This is a genomic window from Allobranchiibius sp. GilTou73 (assembly GCF_021391335.1).
GTDB classification, from domain to species: domain Bacteria; phylum Actinomycetota; class Actinomycetes; order Actinomycetales; family Dermatophilaceae; genus Allobranchiibius; species Allobranchiibius huperziae.
In genome coordinates, this window is the sequence record NZ_CP090051.1 from 1,335,066 (window position 1) to 1,351,643 (window position 16,578).

General features: G+C 71.5%; 20 protein-coding genes. 11 read left to right on the forward strand and 9 right to left on the reverse strand.

Going from position 1 to position 16,578, the window contains the following annotated elements; translation table 11 throughout:
• Window positions 1-33: 33 nt before the first annotated feature.
• From LVQ62_RS06720 to ald, 7 genes are all read right to left on the reverse strand, one after another.
• Window positions 34-741, reverse strand: coding sequence for an urease accessory protein UreD (locus LVQ62_RS06720; protein ID WP_233766779.1), 708 nt, complete (start codon window positions 739-741; stop codon window positions 34-36).
• Window positions 738-1,481 carry an urease accessory protein UreG gene (gene ureG / locus LVQ62_RS06725; protein WP_233766783.1) on the reverse strand — a complete coding sequence of 248 codons (744 nt, stop codon included), beginning with the start codon at window positions 1,479-1,481 and terminating at the stop codon, window positions 738-740. Before ureG ends, LVQ62_RS06720 begins: the two co-directional genes overlap by 4 nt.
• Window positions 1,474-2,142, reverse strand: coding sequence for an urease accessory protein UreF (locus tag LVQ62_RS06730; protein WP_233766785.1), 669 nt, complete (start codon window positions 2,140-2,142; stop codon window positions 1,474-1,476). The genes ureG and LVQ62_RS06730 overlap by 8 nt, the downstream gene beginning before the upstream one ends.
• Window position 2,143: 1 nt before the next feature.
• Window positions 2,144-3,871 carry an urease subunit alpha gene (locus LVQ62_RS06735; RefSeq protein WP_233766787.1) on the reverse strand — a complete coding sequence of 576 codons (1,728 nt, stop codon included), beginning with the start codon at window positions 3,869-3,871 and terminating at the stop codon, window positions 2,144-2,146.
• Window positions 3,864-4,187 carry an urease subunit beta gene (gene ureB, locus LVQ62_RS06740; RefSeq protein ID WP_233766793.1) on the reverse strand — a complete coding sequence of 108 codons (324 nt, stop codon included), beginning with the start codon at window positions 4,185-4,187 and terminating at the stop codon, window positions 3,864-3,866. The genes LVQ62_RS06735 and ureB overlap by 8 nt, the downstream gene beginning before the upstream one ends.
• Window positions 4,184-4,486 (reverse strand): urease subunit gamma, encoded by a 303-nt coding sequence (locus tag LVQ62_RS06745; protein ID WP_179482748.1) that lies wholly within the window; start codon window positions 4,484-4,486, stop codon window positions 4,184-4,186. The genes ureB and LVQ62_RS06745 overlap by 4 nt, the downstream gene beginning before the upstream one ends.
• 156 nt (window positions 4,487-4,642) lie before the next feature.
• On the reverse strand, window positions 4,643-5,758 hold the full coding sequence (gene ald, locus LVQ62_RS06750) for an alanine dehydrogenase (protein WP_233766795.1): 1,116 nt from the start codon (window positions 5,756-5,758) through the stop codon (window positions 4,643-4,645).
• A 127-nt stretch (window positions 5,759-5,885) separates the two neighbouring features.
• On the opposite strand from ald, the gene LVQ62_RS06755 reads away from it, so the two are divergent.
• Window positions 5,886-6,410: an Lrp/AsnC family transcriptional regulator gene (locus LVQ62_RS06755; RefSeq protein WP_233766797.1), complete on the forward strand. Its 525-nt coding sequence runs from the start codon at window positions 5,886-5,888 to the stop codon at window positions 6,408-6,410.
• Between the two features lie 98 nt (window positions 6,411-6,508).
• Here the strand turns inward: LVQ62_RS06755 and LVQ62_RS06760 are convergent, their stop codons facing one another.
• Window positions 6,509-7,603, reverse strand: coding sequence for a DUF2332 domain-containing protein (locus LVQ62_RS06760; protein WP_233766799.1), 1,095 nt, complete (start codon window positions 7,601-7,603; stop codon window positions 6,509-6,511).
• A 94-nt stretch (window positions 7,604-7,697) separates the two neighbouring features.
• On the opposite strand from LVQ62_RS06760, the gene LVQ62_RS06765 reads away from it, so the two are divergent.
• From LVQ62_RS06765 to nuoK, 7 genes are read left to right on the forward strand one after another with little or no spacing between them, the layout of a single operon-like run.
• A complete protein-coding gene (locus LVQ62_RS06765) occupies window positions 7,698-8,078 on the forward strand; it encodes an NADH-quinone oxidoreductase subunit A (RefSeq protein ID WP_233766801.1) in 381 nt (126 codons plus the stop codon).
• A 13-nt stretch (window positions 8,079-8,091) separates the two neighbouring features.
• On the forward strand, window positions 8,092-8,688 hold the full coding sequence (locus LVQ62_RS06770) for an NADH-quinone oxidoreductase subunit B (protein ID WP_179482740.1): 597 nt from the start codon (window positions 8,092-8,094) through the stop codon (window positions 8,686-8,688).
• Window positions 8,685-9,239, forward strand: coding sequence for an NADH-quinone oxidoreductase subunit C (locus LVQ62_RS06775; RefSeq protein ID WP_179482738.1), 555 nt, complete (start codon window positions 8,685-8,687; stop codon window positions 9,237-9,239). The genes LVQ62_RS06770 and LVQ62_RS06775 overlap by 4 nt, the downstream gene beginning before the upstream one ends.
• On the forward strand, window positions 9,236-10,195 hold the full coding sequence (locus tag LVQ62_RS06780) for a complex I subunit 1 family protein (RefSeq protein ID WP_179482736.1): 960 nt from the start codon (window positions 9,236-9,238) through the stop codon (window positions 10,193-10,195). Before LVQ62_RS06775 ends, LVQ62_RS06780 begins: the two co-directional genes overlap by 4 nt.
• Window positions 10,192-10,740 (forward strand): NADH-quinone oxidoreductase subunit I, encoded by a 549-nt coding sequence (locus tag LVQ62_RS06785; RefSeq protein WP_233766803.1) that lies wholly within the window; start codon window positions 10,192-10,194, stop codon window positions 10,738-10,740. Before LVQ62_RS06780 ends, LVQ62_RS06785 begins: the two co-directional genes overlap by 4 nt.
• Window positions 10,737-11,270, forward strand: coding sequence for an NADH-quinone oxidoreductase subunit J (locus LVQ62_RS06790; RefSeq protein WP_233766805.1), 534 nt, complete (start codon window positions 10,737-10,739; stop codon window positions 11,268-11,270). The genes LVQ62_RS06785 and LVQ62_RS06790 overlap by 4 nt, the downstream gene beginning before the upstream one ends.
• Window positions 11,267-11,575, forward strand: a complete 309-nt coding sequence (gene nuoK, locus LVQ62_RS06795) for an NADH-quinone oxidoreductase subunit NuoK (protein ID WP_179482730.1) — start codon at window positions 11,267-11,269, stop codon at window positions 11,573-11,575. The genes LVQ62_RS06790 and nuoK overlap by 4 nt, the downstream gene beginning before the upstream one ends.
• Here the strand turns inward: nuoK and LVQ62_RS06800 are convergent.
• The gene (locus LVQ62_RS06800; protein WP_233766810.1) at window positions 11,521-12,243 is read right to left on the reverse strand and encodes a hypothetical protein; all 723 of its coding nucleotides are present in this window, start codon (window positions 12,241-12,243) and stop codon (window positions 11,521-11,523) included. The genes nuoK and LVQ62_RS06800 overlap by 55 nt on opposite strands.
• Between LVQ62_RS06800 and LVQ62_RS06805 the strand changes: the two genes are divergently transcribed.
• Genes LVQ62_RS06805 through LVQ62_RS06815 form a run of 3 tightly spaced genes read left to right on the forward strand, consistent with a single transcriptional unit; the run spans window position 12,131 to window position 16,520 of the window.
• Window positions 12,131-13,594 (forward strand): proton-conducting transporter membrane subunit, encoded by a 1,464-nt coding sequence (locus LVQ62_RS06805; protein WP_233767675.1) that lies wholly within the window; start codon window positions 12,131-12,133, stop codon window positions 13,592-13,594. The two genes, LVQ62_RS06800 and LVQ62_RS06805, sit on opposite strands and share 113 nt — an antisense overlap.
• Entirely contained in the window at window positions 13,588-15,081 is a 1,494-nt protein-coding gene (locus LVQ62_RS06810) for a NuoM family protein (protein ID WP_233766812.1), read from the forward strand. Before LVQ62_RS06805 ends, LVQ62_RS06810 begins: the two co-directional genes overlap by 7 nt.
• Window positions 15,078-16,520, forward strand: coding sequence for an NADH-quinone oxidoreductase subunit N (locus tag LVQ62_RS06815; RefSeq protein WP_233766815.1), 1,443 nt, complete (start codon window positions 15,078-15,080; stop codon window positions 16,518-16,520). The genes LVQ62_RS06810 and LVQ62_RS06815 overlap by 4 nt, the downstream gene beginning before the upstream one ends.
• The last annotated feature ends 58 nt before the right edge of the window (window positions 16,521-16,578 follow it).

A 16,578-nucleotide genomic window follows, 5' to 3' on the forward strand; every position in this document is an offset into this window, starting at 1 on the left:
GTCGGACGGGTCAGGACGTACGCGAGCCCTGGTTCATCGCTCCAGGTGCGAGCTCCAGAGGGACCAGATCGCGTCCACGTCAGAGGTGTGGGCCTCGCGGGTGAGGCGGCGGGCCATCGTGCCGGGCGCGGCCAGTTCGAAGTGGTCGGCTGCTGGGGTGGGTCGCCAGCCGAGTGCCGTGATCGTGTCGATGATCCGGGCTTCTGCCAGCATCCCTGGCAGCGAACGCGATTCGGGTGACAGATCGAGATCCTCCGCGACGGCGGGCGTTCCGTCGTACGTCATCCGGGTGCGGCAGCGCAGCGCTCCACCGGCCTGCCCGGACCGGCCGATGCCGACGGTGTCGCGCAGCAGCAACCGGCCGCCCTCGGCCACCTCGGCCCGGGTCGAGCGGCGTACGTCGGCGCCGTCGCTCACGACGAACGGCTCGGCCTGCCACACGAGCACACCGCCCTTCTCGACGTCGATGACGTTGTCCCACAACGCTGTCCCACCTCGCCCGTCGTACGCGACGGTCGCTGCGACATCGCGTACGACGAGGCGGCACCCTGCGCCGACCTCGAGGCGCACGCGCGCATGGTCGCCGCCGAGCAGGGTGGCGGTCGTCGCGACCAGCGCCACCTCGACGGCGTCCGCGGTCCGCGCGACCAGCCGCGGAGCCAGCACCCCGGTCCGCAGGTGCACCCTCGCCGGCTCGGAGCCGCAGGACTCGACGCGGACGACGGTCTCCCGGTCGGTCAAGGAGTGTGCGCCCCGTGCTCGTGCGAGTGCACCGTGCCGTCGGTGTGGGCGTGCGGCGCCATCGGACCCGGATCGACCGGGTGATGGGTGCCGTCGCGGTGGGCGGCGATCATCGCCACGACCCAGTCGGCCAGGGCGGCGACGGTCTCCGGGCGTTTGCGGGAGAGCCCGAGCACCGGTCGGCCGTCCCGGGCGTCGCGGCCCTGCTCGACCATGAGCTCCTGGTCGACCTCGACATGCTCGGCCAGGTCGATCTTGTTGACGACCAGCAGGTCGGCGCGGGCGATCCCGGGGCCGCCCTTGCGGACCACGTCGCCGCCGCCCGCGACGTCGAGCACGAAGATCTGCGCGTCGACCAGCGCGGGGGAGAAGGTCGCGGTGAGGTTGTCGCCGCCGGACTCCACGAGCACCAGGTCCAGCGGCGCGAAATCGGCTTCCAGATCCTCGACCGCGATCGCGTTCGCGGTGATGTCGTCGCGGATCGCGGTGTGCGGGCATGCGCCGGTCTCGACGGCGCGGATACGCGCCGGGTCCAACACCCCTGCCGCCCGCAGCATCTGAGCGTCCTCGTCGGTGTAGATGTCGTTGGTGACCACGCCGATCTCCAGCCGGCCCGCGAGCGTCCGGCACAGCGTCGCGATCAGCGAGGACTTCCCGGTGCCGACCGGGCCGGCGATGCCGAGACGCAGCGCGCGAGTGGCGTGGTGGGGCGAGTCGGGCGAATGAGGCGATTCAGGCACGGAAGAGTCTCCTTCGGGCGGTGGCGTGGGCGTGCTGCCAGATCTCGGCGGCGGGTGCGGCCGCTGCCGGTATGTCGGCCGGCGTGCGCAGGTCGGCGACCTGCACGACGATCTGCTGCACGAGCGCGGCCACCTCGAGCGCCCACACGACGGTGTCGACCGGATCCAGCGGCGTGAGTTTGAGCGCTGCGGCGCACACGGATTGCACATCGTCGTGGCAGATCACTCGGGCGAGGTCGGTGGCCGACACGTCGAGTCGGGCGGCGATCCGGGCGATGGCGATCGGCCGCGGCTCACCCCGCCGGACCTGCCGGCCGCGCACGTCGCGCTCCTCGGTGAGGCGGGCGAGGAGGCGCTCGTACCCGCGACCCAGCTCCACCGACGCCTGCCGTACGACGTGACTCGGCGTCCGCGCCGCCCACGCCTGCTCGACCGGCTCGAGCGGACCACCCGCGAGCAGCACCCGCAGCGCGACCACCGCCGTCGCCGCGTCGACGAGGATCGCGGTGCGCAGGCGCGTCGTGAGGTACGCCGGGATGTCGCCACTCGGCATACCCGCCAGCAACGCGGGCTCCAGACCGCCGGACTGGGTGTGCCCACCGGTGGGGAGCCGCGCGTTGCCGAGCAGCAACGTCGCGAGCGAGCCTGTGGCGGAGGACATCTCAGAACATCGAGTAGAGCTGCGCCAACGGCAGTTCCGCCGCGGGCGCCGGCTGCACGACCTCGCCGTCGATGGCGATCGCGAAGATCTCGGCGTCGATGTCGATGCGCGGCGTGGCGGAGTTGTTGACCATCTGCGCCTTGCCGACGTCGCGGGTGCCGCGCACGGCGACCAGTGCGCGCCGCAGCCCGAGCCGGTCCGCGAGCCCGCCGTCCAGCGCGAGCGGCGACACGAACGACATCGAGAGGTCCGCTCCGGCCGATGCCACGAGCGCCGGCCGCATCAGCACCGGTTGCGGGGTCGGGATCGAGGCGTTCGGGTCGCCGAGGGCGGCCCACACGATCGCGCCGCCCTTGACGACGACGGACGGCCGGATCCCGAAGAACTTCGGCTCCCACAACACCAGGTCCGCCAGCTTGCCGACCTCGATCGACCCGACCTCGTGCTCGATGCCGTGCGCGATCGCGGGGTTGATCGTGTACTTCGCGACGTAGCGCCGTGCGCGTTCGTTATCCGCGGGCAGCGACGTGCCGAGTGATCCGCGGCGCGCCTTCATCACGTGCGCCACCTGCCAGGTGCGGGTGATGACCTCGCCGATCCGGCCCATCGCCTGCGCGTCCGAGGACGTGATCGAGAGCGCGCCCATGTCGTGCAGCAGGTCCTCGGCCGCGATCGTGGTCGCGCGGATGCGCGACTCGGCGAACGCCAGATCCTCCGGCACCGAGGGGTTCAGGTGGTGGCAGACGATGAGCATGTCCAGGTGCTCGGCGACGGTGTTGACGGTGTGCGGGAGCGTCGGATTCGTAGATCCGGGAAGGACGTTCGGCTCAGAGGCGATCGACAGGATGTCCGGTGCGTGACCGCCGCCCGCGCCCTCGGTGTGGAACGCGTGGATCGACCGGCCGCCGATCGCGCGCAGCGTCGACTCGACGTAGCCGGCCTCGTTGAGACTGTCCGAGTGCAGCGCGACCTGTATCTCGTACGCGTCGGCCGCGCGCAGCGCCGCATCGATCGCGGCCGGGGTGGAGCCCCAGTCCTCGTGCACCTTGTACGCCGCCGCCCCGGCCAGCGCCTGCTCGCGCAGACCCTCGGCGCTGACCGTGTTGCCCTTGCCCATCAGCAGCAGGTTCACCGGCAGGTGATCCAGGCCGCGGTGCACCGATTGCAGGTGCCACGGCCCGGGCGTGACGGTGGTCGCCTTCGACCCCTCGGACGGACCGGTGCCCCCGCCGCCCAGGGTGGTCAGCCCGGTCGCCAGCGCCTCGTGCACCTGACTGGTCGACAGGAAGTGCACGTGCATGTCGATGCCGCCGGCGGTGAGGATGCGGCCTTCGCCCGAGATGACGTCGGTGCCCGGCCCGATCTCCAGCTCCGGCGTGATGCCGTCAGTGATGTCGGGGTTGCCGGCGCGGCCGATCCCGACGATGCGTCCGTCGCGGATGCCGACATCGGCGCGTACGACACCCCAGTGATCGAGCACGATCGCACCGGTGATCACGGTGTCGAGGGCGCCCTGGGCGCTGGTGCGGGTGCCCTGCGCCATCGATTCGCGGATCGACTTGCCGCCGCCGAAGACGGCCTCGTCGCCGTAGGAGATCGATCCGTCCGGCATCGTCGCGGTGAGGTCGCGCTCGATCTCGATCCACAGGTCGGTGTCGCCGAGGCGCACCTGGTCGCCGGTCGTCCCGCCGTAGAGCGCGGCGTACTTCGCGCGGTCCAGCTCAGCCATCGTGCTTCCCCGTCTGGATGCCAGGCACCTTCTGCCGCCCGGCCAGGCGCACCGCACCGACCTCGCGAGACATCCCCGGCTCGAAACGCACCGAGGCGCCGGAGGGCACGTCGAGCCGGAAGCCCTGCGCCGCAGCGCGATCGAAGTCCAGGGCGACGTTCGCGTCAGGCAGGTGCAGATGCGAGCCGATCTGGATCGGCCGGTCGCCGGTGTTGACGATGACCAGCGTGCGCCGGTCGCCGTCGGCGCGCGCGTTGATGGTGAGCGTGCCGGGCGCGACCCGGATGGCGCCCGGTCCGTCGTTGCCGCCGCTCATGCGATCGGGTGGTGCAGAGTGACGAGCTTGCGTCCGTCGGGGAACGTCGCCTCGACCTGGACGTCGGGGATCATCTCGGCCACGCCGTCCATCACCTGATCGCGGGTGAGGACCTCACGGCCGGACTCCATCAGGTCGGCGACCAGCGCGCCCTCACGGGCCCGTTCGATGACCCACGTCGAGAGCAGGGCGACGCTCTCGGGGTAGTTGAGCCGGACGCCGCGCGCGAGCCGGTCGCGGGCGACCATCCCGGCGACCGAGAGCAGCAGCTTCTCGGTGTCGGCGGGTGTCAGGTGCATGCGGGCCAGTGAAGCAACTCAATGTGTCGGCCACGTTTCGCCCTGTAACGACGAACATGCAGTCCGCGGCGCCGCCACCGGTCGATCCGCGCAGCCGCGCGGTTCGACCGACGACGAGACCACGAACTGCATGTCGGTCGCTGCAGTCGGTGCAGGTCAGGCGATTGCGTCCTCCACCGGGGTCGAGGTCAGCCCGTGCGCCTCGGCGACCGGGGCGTTGGTGAGCGAGCCGTCGTACGTGTTGAGCCCCAGCGCGAGCGAGTGGTCGTCGCGGCAGGCCTGCTGCCAGCCCTTGCGGGCGAGCGCGACCGTGTAGGGCAGCGTCGCGTTGGTCAGCGCGTACGTCGAGGTGTTCGGCACCGCACCGGGCATGTTCGCGACGCAGTAGAAGACCGAGTCGTGCACCATGTACGTCGGGTCGGCGTGCGTGGTCGGGTGGGTGTCCTCGAAGCAGCCGCCCTGGTCGACCGCGATGTCGACGAGCACCGAGCCGGGCTTCATCTGCGAGACCAGCTCGTTGGTGACCAGCTTCGGGGCGCGCGCGCCCGGGATGAGCACCGCACCGATGACCATGTCGGCCTCCAGCAGCTGCTGGCGGATCGCCAGCGACGACGACGCCAGCCCGTGCACCCGGTTGCTGTAGCGCCAGAACGACATCCGCAGCTTGTCCAGGTCGGTGTCGAGCATCGTGACGTCGGCGCCCATGCCGAGCGCGATGTTCGCGGCGTTCTGGCCGGAGACACCCGCGCCGATGACGACGACCTTGGCGTTGGCGACGCCGCCGACGCCGCCCATGAGCACGCCGCGACCGCCCTGCGCCTTCATGAGGGAGTGCGCGCCGACCTGCGGTGCGAGGCATCCGGCGACCTCGGACATCGGGTAGAGCAGCGGCAGGCCGCCGGAGGGAAGCTGCACCGTCTCGTACGCGATGCCGGTCACCTTGCGCTTCAGCAGCTCGTCGGTGAGCGGCTTGTCGGCGGCCAGGTGCAGGTAGGTGAAGAGCAGCTGGCCCTCGCGCATGCGGTGGTACTCCTGCTCCACCGGCTCCTTGACCTTGAGGATCATCTCGGCGTCGGCCCACACGTCGTCGGCGGAGTCGATGATCTTCGCGCCGGCCGCGACGTACTCCTCGTCGTGGATCGAGGAGCCCACGCCGGCACCCTTCTCGATGCAGACGTCGTGGCCCTGGGTGACCAGCTCGTGCACGCCGATCGGGGTGATGGCCACCCGGTACTCGTGGTTCTTGACTTCCTTGGGCACGCCGACGCGCACGGTGATCCTCCTGGGTCGATGACAACTCGTCGTCCCAGGATCGAACTTGGACGGGTCGCAACGCTAGGATTCTGTCGATTATTTCGTCAGAGTCGTGGCTGGATGAACTTCTGTCGATTCTGCTGCCATGGGACGGGTGTTGATGAAGGAAGTTCGGTCCGGTGGTGTGGGTCACAGCGCGGCGCCCCTGGACGACACCGATCAGGTGCTGCTAGGACTGCTCGCGGTGGACGCCCGGATGGCCAACAAGGCCCTGGCGCGCGCAGCCGGCATCGCGCCGTCCACCTGCCTTAACCGCGTGCGGCTGTTGCGCGAGCGCGGGGTGATCCGCGGCTACCACGCGGACATCGATCCGGAGGCGATCGGACGCCCGATCCAGGCGTTCGTCTCGGTCCGGCTGCGCGCGGGATCGCGCTCGCGGATCAGGGAGCTGACCGGTCGGCTCGCAGCGTTGCCGGGAGTGTTGAACGTCTACTTCCTTGCCGGCGCCAACGACTTCCAGCTGCACGTGGCATGCGAATCGCCCTCCGCGCTCAGCAACTTCGTGGTCGACAACCTCAGCGCCTCCCAGGACGTGGCCCTCACCGAGACCACCCTGATCTTCGAGCACGTCGCCGGTCGCGCTCAGACCCGACACACCCACCCCGGGTGATGAGGCCGGTCGGGCAAGCACGCTGACGGTGTTCGCGTTCGTTGACGGCGTTCGAACACCGTCAACGAACGCGAACGCCGTCAGGCTCAAGTGCGCAGTCAGGCGAAGTCGAACCACTGACCGTGCGGATGGGCGGTGCCCCAGTACGCCGGCTCCAGCTCCGCCCCGTCGCGCCAGCGGCGGGCCCCCAGCACCGTGCCGCCCTGCGCGTCCCGCAGACGCGGCGGCAGCTCGACCTCGGGCATGCAGCGCGGCGGCTCGGCGGTGATCCAGCTGACCGGTCGCCCGTCACGGGCCGCAGCGGCGAGATGGCGCGCCACCAGCGGACGGCGGGACCGCTCGACGTACGTCAGCGCCCAGGAGCTGAAGAGCACAAGGTGGTCGCCGCCCGCTCGTGCCAGGGTGGCCGGCAGATCGTCGATCATGTCGCCACGATCGACGACCGGTGGATCGGGGCGCAGCAGGTCCACGGCCGCGGTGAACCGTTCGTACCGGCCCGGCACCTCCGGCCACAGGCACGCGGCCAGCCACCGCACGGCGGACTCGTCGGACAGGTCGACGGGGTGCAGGTCGATGCCGCGGGCGCTCGCGATCGCCGGGAGTCGCAACCCGCCGGCAGGTCGGGCGGAGCGGTCCTCGCCCAGGCACTGCACGGCGGAGTCCGCCGGCCCGTACGCCGCCCGCTCACCGTGCGAGTCGCCAGGCGTCTCGATCGTCGTGCGGTAGCGGTCGATGCCCAGCAGCAACCCGGCACTGGCGCCGATCTCCACCAGCCCGACCGGCAGATCGGGCACATCCGTGCAGGCACGCTGCAGCAGCGCGGCCAGGTAGACGCAGCGGTTGACCTCGTTGGTCTGGGTGGAGCGGGTCGCGATGACCTCGCGCAGCCGGTCGGCGTGTGCCAGGGCTGCGGCGCGCACTTCTGGCCACGGGTCTCCCGTCACCACCGCGTCCGGCCCGACTACGCTCGGATACCACTGGGCGACGGGCAGATCGGGGTGATCGAGTACGAGGTCGTGCAGGGCCGCCAGGAGGAGCACGGGGCGCGCCTGGCTTGGCTGAGCCGACAGCAACAGCCCCGCCACCTCGTCGTCGCGGGCGGCGTTCGCGGTGATGGAGCTGTAGAGCGGCAGGTCGGCGTACTCCTGCGACCATGCCGTGAGCCGGTCCTCGATCGACTCCAGATCGCTCATCCGCGCATCATCACACCTGAGCGCGAGAGCGGGCGGCGACACGGGAAATGGACGGTGCCGAACGCGGAGACCCCCGCTCGTTAGGCTGCGGACCGTGAGTTCTGGGTTGAGCGGGTACCTCGTACTCGCCGGGGTGACGGCGGCCGGCGTGCTGCTCTTCGTCGCCGCCATGCTGGCCCGGCGCCTGCTCGCGCCGCGCGCGCCCAGCCAGGCCAAGGCATCGACGTACGAGTCGGGCGTCGACCCGGTCGCGGGCGGCTGGGCGCAGACCCACGTGCGCTACATGACGTTCGCCTTCCTCTACCTGGTCTTCGCGGTCGACTCCGTCTTCCTCTTCCCCTGGGCGCTCGTGCTGCGGGACAAGGCCATCAACCGCGCCAGCCTGCTGGAGATGGGCATCTTCGCGGCCGTCATCCTGGTCGGTCTGGCGCACGCCGCGCGGCGCGGGCTGCTGCGCTGGACGCTCGACAACTGAGAGGGGAGCCGCCATGACGACCGATCTCCCCCTGCCGCGCGTCGGCCCCGCGCAGGTCGCCGCACCCAAGCCGATGCGCCTGGTGCTGAACTGGGGCCGCCGCTACTCCCTGTGGGTCTTCAACTTCGGGCTCGCCTGCTGCGCCATCGAGTTCATCGCGGCTTCCATGGCCCGTCACGACTTCATCCGCCTCGGCGTCATCCCGTTCGCGCCGGGTCCGCGGCAGGCCGACCTGATGGTCGTCTCGGGCACGGTCACAGACAAGATGGCGCCCGCCATCCGCCGGCTCTACGACCAGATGCCCGAGCCGAAGTACGTGATCTCGTTCGGCGCCTGCTCCAACTCCGGTGGGCCGTACTGGGACTCCTACTGCGTCACCAAGGGCGTCGATCAGCTGATCCCCGTCGACGTCTACGTGCCCGGCTGCCCGCCGCGGCCCGAGGCGCTCCTGCAGGGCATCCTCGCGCTGCAGGACCGCATCGCGAGCGAGCGCCCCAGCACCGCGTCGCTGCGCGAGAAGCTCGGTCCGTACGCCGGTCGCCGCGCCACCGCGGCCGAGGTGAGTCGCCCGCTGGTCGCACCTCCGGCACCCCCGGAGGCCGGCTCGTGACCGACGAGATCCCCACCGTCCGCTGCGCTCTCGCGGACTGGACCGACACGCTGCGTGACGCGCGCAGCGGCGGTTTCGCGATGTTCGACTTCCTGACGGCGGTCGACGAGACCGACCGCGCCGACGAGCCGGGCTTCGACATCGTCGCGCACCTCTACGACCCGACGCCGGGTGCCCTGCGCGAAACCCTCGTCACGACAACGGTGCCCGACGGTGAAGCGGTGCCCAGCTGCACCGGTCTGTGGCGCGGTGCGGCGTGGCACGAGCGTGAGACCCACGAGATGTTCGGCATCCCCTTCGACGGATTCGACGACGGCACCGGCCTGGGTCTGCGGCCGCTGCTGCTGCCGGACGGGTTCGTCGGCACCCCGCTGCGCAAGTCCTTCGTGCTGACCGCCCGGGTCAGCAAGCCGTGGCCGGGCGCCAAGGACCCAGCTGACACCCCGACCGGTCAGGCCGAACCGGCGAAGACCGACGCCAAACCGGCACGCGCGCCGCGCCGCCGGATGCAGCCGCCCGGCATCCCCGACCCCACCTGGGGTCCACGGTGAGCACGTTCGGCGAGGTCGTGCTGCGGTCGCTGTGCGTGCTGATCGGGTTCCTCGTGCTGCCGCTGCTCGTCGGGCAGACCGAGCACAAGCTGATGGCGCACATGCAGGGACGCCTCGGCCCGATGTACGCCGGCGGCTTCCACGGCTGGGCGCAGCTGGTCGCGGACGGGGTGAAGTTCACCCAGAAGGAGGACATCGTCCCGCTCGCCGCTGACAAGCCGGTCTTCCGCTTGGCGCCCGCGCTCGGCATCGTGTCCTACCTGCTCGCGCTCGCGGTCATCCCGTTCGGGCCGCACCTGGTCGCCGCCGGGATCACCGGCAGCCTGCTCTGGGTGCTCGCGGTCGGCGCGATCGGCACGGTCGGCACGCTGATGGCCGGGTGGTCCAGCGGCAACAAGTACGCGCTCATCGGCGGCCTGCGCTCCGCGGCCCAGCTCGTCTCCTACGAGGTGCCGCTGATCCTCGCGGGCGCCTCGTTCGCGATGGCCGCCGGATCCTTCTCCCTGGTCTCGATCGCCCACGCGTGGACCCCGTGGTGGCTGCTGTGGCAGCTGCCGGGGGCGATCGTCTTCCTGGTCGCGGGCACCGCGGAGCTGCAGCGTCCGCCGTTCGACATGCCGGTCGCGGACTCCGAGGTCGTGATGGGTCCGTGGACGGAGTACACCGGCCTGCGGTTCGCCCTCTTCCTGCTCGCCGAGTACGCCGGCATCGTGGTGGTCTCGCTGCTGCTCGCCGTGCTCTACCTGGGCGGCTGGACCGGCCCCTTCGACCACCAGATCGGTCCGTTCTGGGTGCTGCTCAAGGGGTTCTTCTTCGCCGTGATCATCCTGTGGATGCGGATGTCGTGGCCGAGGCTGCGTGAAGACCAGCTGCAGCGGGTCGCCTGGCTCGGGCTCGTGCCCCTGGCGCTGCTGCAGATCGTGCTGACCGCTGCAGGGGTGGTGCTGACGACATGACCGATCAGGACAAGAAGGGCTTCGTCCCCGGACTGCTCAAGGGCATGGGCACCACCGCGCGGGCGATGACCAAGCACGCGCACACCCAGGAGTACCCCGACGTCTCACCGCGGCTGCCACCGCGCTCGCGCGGAGTGATCGCCCTGGAGGAGTCCAACTGCACCTCCTGCATGCTCTGTGCGCGGGAGTGCCCGGACTGGTGCATCTACATCGACTCCCACAAGGAGACGGTGCCCCCGACCACCGAGGGCGGGCGCGAGCGCAAGGAGAACGTGCTCGACCGCTTCGCCATCGACTTCAGCCTCTGCATGTACTGCGGCATCTGCATCGAGGTCTGCCCGTTCGACGCGCTCTTCTGGAGCCCCGAGTTCGAGTACGCCGAGACCGACATCCGCGACCTGCTGCACGAGAAGGACCGGCTGGGCCAGTGGATGGCCACGGTCCCCGCACCGCCCGCGCTGGATCAGGGCGCGCCCGCCTCACCCCAGCCGTCTGACGTCGGTGGATCCACGGAATCTCCGGAGACGGAGCAGCCGGCGCCGTGACGACGTACGACATCTTCTTCTCGATCCTCGGAATCCTCTGCGCCGCCAGTGGGCTCGCGGCGGTCACGACCCGGCACCTGATGCACGCCGCGCTGTGGCTGACCGTGTGCCTCGCGACCCTGGCCGGGTGCTACCTGGTGCTCGGTGCCGAGCTGGTCGCGCTGGTGCAGCTGCTGGTCTACGTCGGCGCGATCGTCGTGCTGGTGCTCTTCGCCCTCATGCTCACCCGCGCGCCGATCGGCCGCAGCCACGACCACGACACCCCGCTGCTGCAGCGCGCGGTCGCCCTCGTCATCGCCGGATCCGCCGGGGTCCTGCTCGGCATCGTGCTCATCACCGGCGTCCGCGGCGGCACCGTGCGCGTGCACGGCGGCTCGACGAACGGGCTCGCCCGGATGCTCTTCTCCACGTGGGTCTGGCCGTTCGAGCTGCTGTCGCTGCTGCTCCTCGCGGCGCTCGTCGGGGCGCTGGCGATGAGCCGGTCGCTGGTGCCCGCGCGCGCGACCCGCCGCACCGGGGAGGACTCGTGATCCACCTCTGGCCACCGCTGCTGCTGGTCGCGATCCTCTTCGGCACCGGGCTCTTCGGTGTGCTGGCCCGTCGCAACGCGGTGCTGGTGCTGGTCGGCGTCGAGTTGATGCTGGCCGCCGCCGGGCTGCTCTTCGTCACCTTCGGATCCACCATCCGCGACACCGCCCGCGCCGGGCACGTGCTCACCATCTTCCTGATCACGATCGCGGCCGCCGAGATCGCCGTCGCGCTCGCGGTGATCCTGGCCGTCTACCGTTCGCGCGGTGACATCGACGTGACCGTGGCAGGTGAGGACGACCTGTGATCGACACGCTGACCGACAGCAGCGGCTGGCCGGTGCACCCCTCGCAGCTGATCGTCCTGCTGCCGGCCCTGGCCGCCGGCCTCTCCCTGGTGCTGGTGCGCCGGGCCCGCGTGCCCGCGTTCGTCATCGCCCTGCTCGGCTCGCTCCTCGGCCTGGTCGCGGCTGCGGCGCTGATGGTGCAACAGCTGCGCGGCACGGCCGAGGGGTCCAGCGGCACCGTCGGCGCACTGCCGCTGGGGCGGGTGCTGCAGGCGCCGATGCGGCTCGGCGTCGACCGGTTCGCCGTGCTGCTCGCCGTCACCGTCGCGCTGGTCGCGCTCGTCGTCCAGCTGGTCGCCCGCTGGTATCTGCGCGAGGACGCGCGGTACGCCGGGTTCGCCGCCACCGTGAGCCTCTTCACCGCCGCCATGCAGCTGGTGGTGCTGTCCGACGACGTGCTGCTCACCGTCGTCGGCTGGGAGCTGATGGGCTGGTGCTCCTACCTGCTCATCGGCCACGACAGCGAGCGGGGAGAAGGCCCGGCGGGCGGCGTACAAGGCGTTCCTCGTCACCCGGCTGGCGGACGCGCCCTTCGCGATCGGCCTGATCCTGCTCGCCACCGGCGCCCACACCACCGCCATCTCCGGGATCGTCACGCACTGGCAGGCGCGCCCTTCGGCACTGCTCACCGGCGGTCTCATCGCGGTGATCGTCGGCGTCGCGGGCAAGTCCGCGCAGGTGCCGTTCCAGGACTGGCTGCCCGACGCGATGGAGGGCCCGACGCCCGCCTCGGCGCTCATCCACGCGGCCACCATGGTCGCCGCCGGCACCGTCGTCCTGGCCCGGCTGCTGCCCTTGCTCGAGCACTCCGGCACCGCGCGCACCGTCCTCGTCCTGGTCGCCGGGGTCTCCACCGTGCTGGCCGGCTTCCTCGCCTACTGCCAGACCGACCTCAAGCGGCTGCTCGCCTGGTCCACCGTCTCCCAGGTCGGTCTGATGCTGATCGGGATCGCGGTCGTGCCGGTGGGTCACCGGGGCGACCTGGCGTTGAACCACCTGGTCTCGCACGCGATGTTCAAGGCCCTGCTCTTCCTGGTCTTCGGCTGGCTGTCGGTCCTGGTCGGCGGCACGGTCGTCGCGCGGATGTCCGGCGCCACCCGCGCCCACCCCGCGACCCGCGCCCTGGTCGCGATCGGGCTGCTGTCGCTCGCCGGTGTGCCCCCGATGGCGGGCTTCGTCAGCAAGGACCTGATCGTCGACGAGGCCGCCACTCGCGCGGTCGACGGCGACGGCGTCAGTCGGATCGCGTTCGTGGCGCTGGCACTCTCGGTCGCCCTGACAGCCGCCTACTGCATGCGTGCCTGGCTGATCCTCGACCACCGCTCCGTCGTGGAGCGGCACGAGGCGCTGGAGATCGTGCAGGACTCGGTCACCGTCGAGGAGGTGGGCATCGTGGAGCTGTTCGTGACCAGCGCGCAGGTCGACCGGCGCGGCCGGGAGGTGGGCCAGGCGGCCCCCGTGCCCGTCGAACCCGAACCCGAGCCGGAACCGGAACGGATCCCGCGGCCGGACGCCGCCTCGCGGCTCGGGCTGCGGGTGCTCGCGATCCTCGCCGTCGTGGGCGGCCTCGTGGTGACGACCCCCTTGATCGACCTGGACTGGGCGCATCCGGCCTGGGCGCTGATCGCCGCCACCCTGCTGCTCATGGCCGCCGTCGCCGTCTTCGTCCGCGTGCAGTCCCTCGGCACGCCGTACGGCGACGCGGCCGCGCGCCTGCCGATCACCCTGCGCAGCAGGGCCGACCGCGGCCTCGGGATGGACGGGGTCTACGTCGCCCTCACCCGTCCGGTGCTGGCGCTGGCGCGGCTGGTGGCCGACGGCGAGCGCGGGCTGGAGACCGGCGTGCACTCCACCGCCAAGGGGGCGCGTGGGCTCGCCGGAGCGGGCGCGCGGCTGCAGAACGGCACGCCGACCGCCGGCCTGGTCGCGGTCGCCGTCGGTGTCGTCGCCGTCGGCCTGATCGGGATATCCCTGTGGTAGCAACCCTGCTCGTCGCCCCACTCGCACCGTTGCTCGGTGGGGTCGCACTGATCGCCGCCGACCGCAGCCGCCTGCGGATCGCGACCGCGGCGGCGTACGGCATCGCCCTCGCGCTCGCAGTCGTCACGCTGGCCGCGGCCCTCCTCTCCGTCTGGAAGCGTCCGGCGATCGACCACTCGTGGGTGCCCGCCATCGGGATGCGGTTGCACCTCGCCATCGACGGGATCAGCGCGCCGCTAGTGGTGCTCACGGCGGCGATCGGCGTGCTCGTGGTGCTGCACGCCGGGTGGAAGGAGCCATCCGCGACGTATCTCGGCGCGTTGCTGATGGTCACCGGCGGCGCGCTCGCCACGTTCCTCGTGCAGGACGCCATCGCGTTCTTCCTGGCGTTCGAGCTCGTGCTGGTGCCGATGTGGCTGCTCATCGCGCGATTCGGCGACACCACCCGCCCCGGTGAGCGCGACCGAGCCGCAACGATGTTCGTGCTCTACACCGTGCTCGGCTCGACGCTCATGCTGGTCGGGATCCTGGTGCTCGTGGTGTCCGCAGGCACCTCCGACCTCACCCGGCTGCAGACGGCCCACCTGGCGGGGAGCACCCAGAGCGTGGTCGCCGCGCTCCTGATGATCGGCATCGGCATCAAGATCCCCATCTGGCCGCTGCACTCGTGGCTGCCCGCGGCGCACACGGCCGCGCCGACCGGCGGCTCGGTGCTCCTCGCGGCGGTGCTGCTGAAGATGGGCACCTACGCCGTGGTGCGCCTGGTGGTCTTCCCCCTGCCGGGTGGCCTGCACACCGTCGCGCCCTTCGTCGCGGTCTTCGCGGTGATCGGGATCCTGGTCGGCGGGCTCGTCTGCCTGGTCGAACGCAGCCTCAAGCGACTCATCGCGTGGTCGTCGGTGGCGCACATGGGGTTCGTGGTGCTGGCCCTGATGACCGGCACCACGCTCGGGGTCCAGGCCGCGCTCTACGGCAACATCGCGCACGGCGTCATCTCGGCGCTCCTCTTCGTCGTCGTCGGGGGCCTGAAGAAGCGCTGGGGCGGCGACGACCTGCAGACCGCGCGTCACGCGCTGCGCCAGGTCAGCCCGCGCCTCGGGCTCGCGCTCGTCGTGGGGTTCGCCGGGTCGCTCGCACTGCCCGGTCTGGCGGGCTTCTGGGGCGAGATCCTCACGCTCTTCTCGGCCTGGTCTCCGGGCGACCGGCCGCTCACCCTCTTCCGGATTCTGGCGGTGGCCGCGGCCACGGGGTCGGTCCTCGCGGCGGCGTACGCGCTGCGGGTGCTGCGCGGCGTCTGGGCGGGCACCGGCTCCCTCCCGTACGACGGTGACGTCGGCGCCGATGACGCGCACTCGGTGGAGTGGGTCGTCATCGCGCTGCTGGTGGCCGGTGTCGTGGCGCTCGGCGTGTGGCCGATCCCGGTCATGCACGAGACGGCGTACGGCCTCGCCCACGTCTCCCGCGTGCTGGTCGGGGGTGCGCCGTGAATCCCACCTTCGGCTGGCTGACGCTGGCGCCGGTGCTGATCCCCGCGGTCGGGGCGATCGGCATCCTCCTGCTCGACGCGCTGCTCCCGACGCTGGGGCGGGTCCACTGGATGTTCGGCGCGCTGCTGCTCGCGGCCGGCGCGGCGACGGCGACCCCCGTGCTCCTGGACACGGCGCACCGCTCACGCGCCACCCTCTGCACCGAGGGCACCTGCTGGTACGCCGTCGATCACGTGGGCGCGGGCCTGCAGCTGGTCGCGCTGCTCGCGTCGGTGTGCGTCGCTCTGCTGGCATACCCCATCCGCATCCCTCACGAACGCGCCCCGATCCAGGTGGCGCTCCTGCTCACCAGCGCCGCCGGTGCGGTCGCCGTCGCCGGAGCGCACGACCTCGGCTCGTTCCTGGTCGCGCTGGAGGTGTCGACGCTGCCGACGATCGCACTGGTCGTGCTGCGGGCGCGGCACGCGGCCATCGACGCCGGGCTCACGCTGCTCACGACGTCGCTGGTCTCGTTCGCGGTGCTGGCCATGGGCGCGGGCCTGTGGTTCGCCGCGACCGGCACCGCGCACTTGGAGGCGCACGCCGCGCTGCAGGCCGGCGGCAACCCGGACCTGCGCCGGATCCTGGTGCTGTCTGTCGGATTCATCGTCGCGGGGCTGGCCTTCAAGCTCTCCCTGGCGCCGTTCCACCTGTGGACCCCGGAGACCATCGGCGCGTCGTCCGTGCCAGTGGGCGCGCTGCTCGCGACCACCTCCAAGGTGGCAGCGGTCGCGGCCCTCGTGGCGGTCTTCCGCACGGTCACCGACCTCAGCTCCGCGTCGATGGCCTCCGTCGGCGTGGTCGCCGTGCTGTCCATGACGGTCGGCAACGTGATGGCCCTGCGCGAGCGCGGAGCCCTGCGTTTCCTCGGGTGGTCCACCGTCGCGCAGGCCGGGTGGATCGTGCTGCCGTTCACCACGGCCACGGCGGACTCGGGTCGCCGCAGTGCCCAGTACCTCGCCGTCTACGCGCTGGCCACCATCGTCGCGTTCTCCGTGATCACCGCCCTCGCGCATGCCGAGGGGCGCCAGCACGTCACCCGCCTCGCGTCGTACGGCGGACTGCTGCGTCGTCATCCCCTCCTCGGGGGCGCGCTGCTGCTGTCCCTCCTGACCTTCGCCGGGCTGCCGCCCGCTCTCGCGGGCCTGACCGCGAAGATCGTCGCCCTGCAACCGATCACGACCGGCCACCTGTGGGTGCTCGCGGTGCTCGCCGCCGCCAACGCGATGCTGGGGGTGGCGGCATACCTGCGGTGGGTGCGCATCATGCTCGGCGCCTCGATCGATCCCGAGGAGCCCGACCGGGTGCACCCGGTCCACCTGTTCGTCGTCGGCGCGTCCGTGCTCGCGCTACTCGTCTGCAGCGTGCTGCCGCAGGCCGCCCTGGGGCTGTTCGGGTGATGTCGCAGTACCCGTCCGCGACTGCGGAACAAAGCGCCTCCCGGTAAGCGTTTTCAGG